Source organism: Actinoplanes siamensis (assembly GCF_016862395.1).
Taxonomy (GTDB): domain Bacteria; phylum Actinomycetota; class Actinomycetes; order Mycobacteriales; family Micromonosporaceae; genus Actinoplanes; species Actinoplanes siamensis.
Genome location: NZ_BOMW01000049.1, coordinates 23,675 through 29,859 on the forward strand (window position 1 = coordinate 23,675; position 6,185 = coordinate 29,859).

Genomic DNA, 6,185 nt, shown 5'->3' on the forward strand with positions numbered 1-6,185 from the left:
GCGCAGAACGAACGGAAGTTCTCATAGAGAACGCTAGGATGTGGCTCGTGTCACGTCAACGATCTGGATCGATCATCCGATGACGCGGGAACCGTACTACGTTCAGTCGCTGGAGCGCGGACTCGCGGTGATCCGTGCATTTGACGCGGAACGCCGTGAACTGACGCTCAGCGACGTGGCCCGCCACTGTGGACTGACCCGCGCCGCCGCCCGCCGGTTCCTGCTCACGCTGACCGATCTCGGCTATGTCCGGACCGACGGCCGGCTGTTCTCGCTGACGCCCCGGGTGCTGGAGCTCGGCTACGCGTTCCTCGGCGGGCTGACCCTGCCCGAGGTGGCCGAGCCGCACATGGAACGCCTGGTCGGCGAGGTACGCGAATCCTGCTCCCTGTCCGTCCTGGACGGTGACGACATCGTCTACGTGAGCCGGGTGCCGACCAGCCGCATCATGCGGGTGGCGATCAACGTGGGGACGCGCTTCCCGGCGTACGCCACCTCGATGGGCCGGGTGCTGCTGGCCGCGCTGCCCGAGCCGGAGCTGGACCGCTATCTCGGCCGGGCCAGGCTGGAGCCGCTCACCGACCGCACCCTCCACTCGCCCGGTGAGCTGCGCGCCGAGCTGGACCGGGTCCGCCGCGCCGGGCACGCCGTGGTGGACCAGGAGCTGGAGGAGGGGTTACGGGCGATCGCGGCGCCGATCCGGGACCGCACCGGGGCGGCCGCCGGCGCGCTGAACATCTCCGTGCACGCGGCGCGCGCCACCGTCGACACGATCCGCGAGCGCCTGCTCCCGCCGCTGCTGGCCGCCACCGCGGCGATCGAGGCCGATCTGCGCATCGCGACCCGGTGAGATCCACGGGTGTGGCGTTGACCACTCCATCCGTACAGTGGACCGCTTTTGATCGTGAATCGACGTTTGCGCCGTCAAAAGTTGCGGGGTGGATAGAGCTCGTTCGATGATGAAGGTCTTGAGGGGAGGCGCGCGTTATGTCCCTGTTCTCCGCGCTCGATCACCAACACACCGTGGCCCCCGAGGGCTACAGCCGGTGGCTGATCCCACCGGCCGCTCTCGCGGTCCACCTCTGCATCGGCCAGGCCTACGCCACCAGCGTCTACAAGAACTCGTTCATCGCCCACTTCGACGCCGGCCAGACCGCGATCGGCGTCATCTTCAGCATCGCCATCGTGATGCTCGGGCTCTCCGCCGCGGTCTGCGGCACCTGGGTGGAGAGGAACGGCCCGCGCAAGGCGATGCTCGTCTCCGCCTGCTTCTGGGCGGCCGGCTTCCTGGTCAGCGCCCTGGGCATCGGCACCGGCCAGCTCTGGCTGGTCTACCTCGGGTACGGCGTGCTGGGTGGCATCGGCCTGGGCATCGGATACATCTCCCCGGTCTCCACGCTGATCAAATGGTTCCCGGACCGTCCCGGCCTGGCCACCGGCCTGGCCATCATGGGCTTCGGCGGCGGTGCGCTGATCGCCAGCCCGGCCTCGCGCCAACTGCTGTCCCTCTACGACCCGGACTACAACCCCAACATCTCCACCTCGGTCGCCGACGGTCACGCCCTGGTGCTGCTCTTCCTCACGCTGGGCATCGGCTACTTCCTGATCATGATGTTCGGCGTGGCCAACATCCGCGTGCCCGCTCCCGGCTGGCGCCCGGCCGGCTGGGACCCGGCGAGCGTCAAGGCCAAGCCGCTGATCACCACGGCCCAGGTGTCCGCCGCCAACGCGATCAGGTCCCGCTCGTTCTGGCTGCTCTGGATCGTGCTGTTCTGCAACGTCACGGCCGGCATCGGCATCCTGGAACAGGCCAGCCCGATGATCCAGGACTTCTTCCGGGAGGACGGCGCCTCCGCTGTCGCGGTGGCCGCGGCCGGCGGATTCGTCGGCGTCCTCTCCCTGTTCAACATGGCCGGCCGCTTCGCCTGGTCGACGACCTCCGACCTGATCGGCCGCAAGCCCATCTACCTGATCTACCTGGGCGTCGGCATGGTGATGTACCTGCTGCTGGCCACCGTCGGCGACACCGCGATCCCGCTGTTCGTCCTGCTGGCCGGCGTCATCCTGTCGTTCTACGGCGGCGGGTTCGCCACCGTCCCGGCGTACCTGCGCGACCTGTTCGGCACGTACCAGGTCGGCGCCATCCACGGCCGCCTGCTGACCGCCTGGTCCGCGGCCGGCGTCGCCGGCCCGCTGATCGTCAACGGCTTCCTCGACGCCCAGGGCAAACCCGGCACCCTGACGTCCTCGGCCTACCAGCCGGCCCTGCTCACAATGGTCGGCGTCCTGGCCGTCGGCTTCCTCGCCAACCTGCTGATCCGCCCCGTCCCGGCCGCGCTGCACGAGCCGGCGGACGCCGGGACCGTCCGCGAGAAGGAGGCCGCCGCATGAACGCCCGCCTGGCCCTGTCCTGGCTCCTGGTGGCCGTCCTGCTCGGCTACGGCATCGTCCAGACTGTCGTCACGGCCGCCAAACTCTTCAACTGACCAGCGAGTTTGCGCACCCTGCAAGCCTTCGTGCAGGGTGCGCAAACGCTCGGCGTGCCGCTGCCACCGCGTTCCGCCTCGGCTCGGTGCCACATGCCCGGCGGCCGGTCGCCGGCCAGCCGCTGGCGCCCGGCTGGACCCAGAAGGTGTGTCAGGTGCCGTGAGGCACCTCGGGCCGCCAGCCGCTCACCCGGCGGCCAGGACCAAGAGCTCCCTTGGAGATCTTCGGGGGAATTCCGTGGCGGCCGGTGCCGTAGGGTGCTTGAGCTGGATGTTTGCGCACGCTGCAAGGTACCGTGCAATACGTGCAACCCCGTTCGAAGCTTCTCCCGCTTCTGCGCTCGCCGTTGCTGGGTGAGCTGCTGGCGTGGCTCTATCTGCATCCGGAGAAGGACTACTCGGTGACGGAGCTGGCCCAGCTCCTGCACGTGTCCGCCTCCACGATCAGCCGCGAGGCCGGTCATCTGGCCGGCTCCGGTCTGGTGCTCGAGCGACGGCGGGGCAACCTGCGGTTGCTGCGGGCGGATGTCGGCCATCGGCTGGCCCGCCCGCTCACCGAGTTGCTTGCCCTGTCGTACGGTCCCGCGGCCGTGCTGGCCGATCAACTCTCCTCGCTCAACGGGGTGGAGAGGGCGTACATCTACGGGTCCTGGGCCGCACGTTACGCGGGGGAGCCCGGCCCGCCGCCGGAGGACATCGACGTGCTCGTGGTGGGTGAGGTGGACGAGGACGAACTGGCCGATCGCGCCCGAGCGGCCGAGCGGAAGTTGGGCCGGGAGGTAAATGCGCACCGGGTGTCCGTCTCCGCCTGGCGATCTCCAGGCGATGATCCGTTCCTGGGATCGGTGCGGTCCCGTCCCCTCTTCGAGATCGGAGACCCGCCATGAGATGGCAGCAGGGCCGTGAGGTCGTCGACGGCATGATCACCCGAGCCGAGCTGGAGCGGGTGCCGGCCAGCCGCGATCACGCCGACCTGCTGATCGCCCAGGCCCGCCGGCACCTGGCCTCGGCGGACGCGATCGCCGGCGCCGATCCCGCGGGCGCGTACCAGCTGCTCTACGACGCCGCCCGCAAGGCATTGGCCGCGGTGCTCGAGAACCAGGGTCTGCGCGCCACCAGTCGCGGCGGTCACATCGCGGTGCGCGAGGCGGTGTCGGCCCAGCTGGACCCGCCGCTCGGGGCGGTGCTCCGCCCCTTCGACCGGATGCGTCGCCGCCGCAACCAGCTGGAGTATCCCTCGGCCGCGGCTCCGGCCATCGGCCCGGACGAGGTGACCCGCGACCTCCCCAAAGTCGAGGAGATCCTGGCGCTCGCGGCCGAGGTGCTGGACCAGATGAGTCCATTCTGAGTCGGCCATCTTCGATGGCTACGCTCTGCATGTGCATAGATACCCGGAATCGTCGATGCATCAGGGGGCAGGTCTTCTCGCTCACCTGGCTCCGCCCGAGTGGCGCGACATCTGCGCGGCCGGGATCCCGGTGCACTTCCGGACCAGCTCGGTGCTGCTCCGGCAAGGGGACCCGACCGACCACGTACATGTCATCGTCGCCGGATGTGTGAAGGCCACCCGGTGTGAGCCGGACGGCAGTCAGGCGCTGCTGACCCTGCGCGCCGCGGGCGACGTGGTCGGCGACCTGGCAGCGGTGGACCGGGGGCCGCGGTCGGCGACCGTCACGGCGTTGACCGACGTCATCTCCCATCTGCTCAGCGGCGAGCAGTTCCGCCGCATCCTGGCTCGGCCCACGGTGGCGGCCGGCTTCGCGGCGTACACCGTCGGGCGGCTCCGGGAAGCGGATCGGCACCGGACCGAGATGGCCGTGTTGCCGGTGCGGCAGCGCCTCTTCCGTACCCTGCTGCGCCTCGACCGTGCCGCCGGCCGCCCGCCGATCAGACTGCCCCAGCGGGAACTGGCCGAGCTGATCGGCGCATCGCGCAACGCAGTCGTCGCCGAACTCGCCGCGCTCCGTAGGCAGGGCGTCGTGGCCACCGGCCGGCGCGAGATCGAGGTGGTCGATCTCGAACGGCTGGCCGCCATCGCCGACGAATCGACGATGGACTGACAGGCCCGTCACATCGCGAATGCCCAGAAATGTGCAGAGGCTTCCCGGCTCGGGCCGGACGCTGTCAGGTGTCCAGCCAGCCACCGGAAGGAATGCCGTGGACCCGTTCGCACAGTCCGTCGACCTGCCCCCGTACCGGGCGATCCTGGCCGTCGACGCCAAGGACTTCACCGCCCAGCCCGGCATCGCACATCAGCCGATCAGCAGCTCGATCCTGGAACTGGTCGGCGACGCCTTCACCCGGACGGACCTGGGGACCGAGTGGGCGAGCCCGGAGTTCCTCGGGCCGACCGGCGATGGATTCGCGATCGGGCTGCCGCCGCGCATCCTGCCGTACCTGGCGTACCCCTTCGGGCGGGTTCTGCAGGAGCGCCTCGCGCAGCACAACCGGTCGGTGCGCGGCGATCAGGCGCGGATCCGGCTGCGGGTGAGCCTCAACGTCGGGCCGCTGCCGGCCGATCCCGGCGACCCGCACTGGACCGGCAACGGGACCGCCCGCAACGACACGCACCGGCTGCTCGACTCCAAACCGGTCAAGGCGATCCTGGCCGCCGCCAGCGATCGGGTGACGCACGTGGCGTGCATCTTCAGTGACCGGGTCTTCCAGGACGTGGTGGCCGCCGGATACAGCGAGCTGCACCCGGACCGCTGCATCGAGGTCCCCGCGACCGTCGACGGGAAGAACTTCGCCCAGCGCGCCTGGCTCTACATCCCGGAGATCTCCGGCAACCTCTTCGGGGTGAGTCCGCCCGGCCCGGCCCCGGATCCGGCCCCGGCGGAGAAGGCGCGGAAGAAGCCGACACCCGCGGTGGAGGGGCCCCGGGTCAAGCGGAACTGGGGCCAGGTCGCCACCACGATGGAGTCGCCGACCCAGCATATCGACGGTGGGCGATGATGGCCGCGCCGGACCCCGAGGCTCGGCTCCTGGACGCCGACTCCGCGGCCGACGACCTTCCGGAGGAGACCACGGCGACCATCGACGGCCCACGGGTAGAGGACAACCGAGGGCAGGTCGCCACCCATGTCGACCAGATGAATCAGACCATCAACTACTGGCTCAGCCGTTACCGGGCCGCGCTCGAACTCAGCGCGGACCACGTGCGACTGACCATGGAGACGTTCGTCGAACGGGACTATCGCCGGACCGGCGCCGCCGCCGGACCGATGACCAGCCGCGGTGCCTCGCGGCTTTTGGTGGAACATCGATTCCTGATCCTGATCGGGGCCGCTGATTCAGGTCGCCGATCCGCCGCTGTGGCCCTGCTGGCCCGTACCGGGCTGCCGTTGCACCTGCTACCGGTCGACGACGACGCGTGCCGGCTTCTCCCGGTGGGCGAGTTCGCCTGGCCACGGTCCGGGAAGCCCACGGCCTGTCTGATCGTCGTGCCCCCGACGGCCGAGCGGCACGGCCGGCTTCCGGAGCAGTTGTCCGCGTACCGGGCCGAGGCCGACCGGCACGCCGGCCACCTGGTCGTGCTGATGGATCGCGACACCTGGCAGGCGGTGGAGAGCGTGCCCGGGTACGTCGCGGTCCAGGTCGGCAGACCGAATCCGCACGAAATGCTGAGAACGCTGCTCCGGGATCAGGAGCAGCGGTGGGACACCGGCCGGTTCCTCCAGGAAAAGCGGGTGACTAGTG

Annotated in this window: 8 protein-coding genes; all 8 read left to right on the top strand. The window is 70.0% G+C overall.

The window, feature by feature from the left end; genetic code table 11:
- Window positions 1–79 precede the first annotated feature (79 nt).
- Complete coding sequence (locus tag Asi03nite_RS24595) at window positions 80–850, top strand: IclR family transcriptional regulator domain-containing protein (RefSeq protein WP_203682819.1); 771 nt, start codon at window positions 80–82, stop codon at window positions 848–850.
- A gap of 143 nt (window positions 851–993) precedes the next feature.
- The gene (locus tag Asi03nite_RS24600) at window positions 994–2,391 is read left to right on the top strand and encodes an OFA family MFS transporter (RefSeq protein WP_203682825.1); all 1,398 of its coding nucleotides are present in this window, start codon (window positions 994–996) and stop codon (window positions 2,389–2,391) included.
- On the top strand, window positions 2,388–2,486 hold the full coding sequence (locus tag Asi03nite_RS39105; RefSeq protein WP_444978648.1) for an MFS transporter small subunit: 99 nt from the start codon (window positions 2,388–2,390) through the stop codon (window positions 2,484–2,486). The genes Asi03nite_RS24600 and Asi03nite_RS39105 overlap by 4 nt, the downstream gene beginning before the upstream one ends.
- A gap of 305 nt (window positions 2,487–2,791) precedes the next feature.
- The gene (locus Asi03nite_RS24605; RefSeq protein WP_203682820.1) at window positions 2,792–3,373 is read left to right on the top strand and encodes a MarR family transcriptional regulator; all 582 of its coding nucleotides are present in this window, start codon (window positions 2,792–2,794) and stop codon (window positions 3,371–3,373) included.
- Entirely contained in the window at window positions 3,370–3,834 is a 465-nt protein-coding gene (locus Asi03nite_RS24610; protein WP_203682821.1) for a hypothetical protein, read from the top strand. The genes Asi03nite_RS24605 and Asi03nite_RS24610 overlap by 4 nt, the downstream gene beginning before the upstream one ends.
- A 55-nt stretch (window positions 3,835–3,889) precedes the next feature.
- Window positions 3,890–4,546: a Crp/Fnr family transcriptional regulator gene (locus tag Asi03nite_RS24615; RefSeq protein WP_203682822.1), complete on the top strand. Its 657-nt coding sequence runs from the start codon at window positions 3,890–3,892 to the stop codon at window positions 4,544–4,546.
- Window positions 4,547–4,643: 97 nt separating this feature from the next.
- On the top strand, window positions 4,644–5,441 hold the full coding sequence (locus tag Asi03nite_RS24620) for a hypothetical protein (RefSeq protein ID WP_203682823.1): 798 nt from the start codon (window positions 4,644–4,646) through the stop codon (window positions 5,439–5,441).
- On the top strand, window positions 5,438–6,185 hold a 748-nt coding region (locus Asi03nite_RS24625), incomplete at its 3' end, for a hypothetical protein (protein ID WP_203682824.1). The genes Asi03nite_RS24620 and Asi03nite_RS24625, both read left to right, overlap by 4 nt.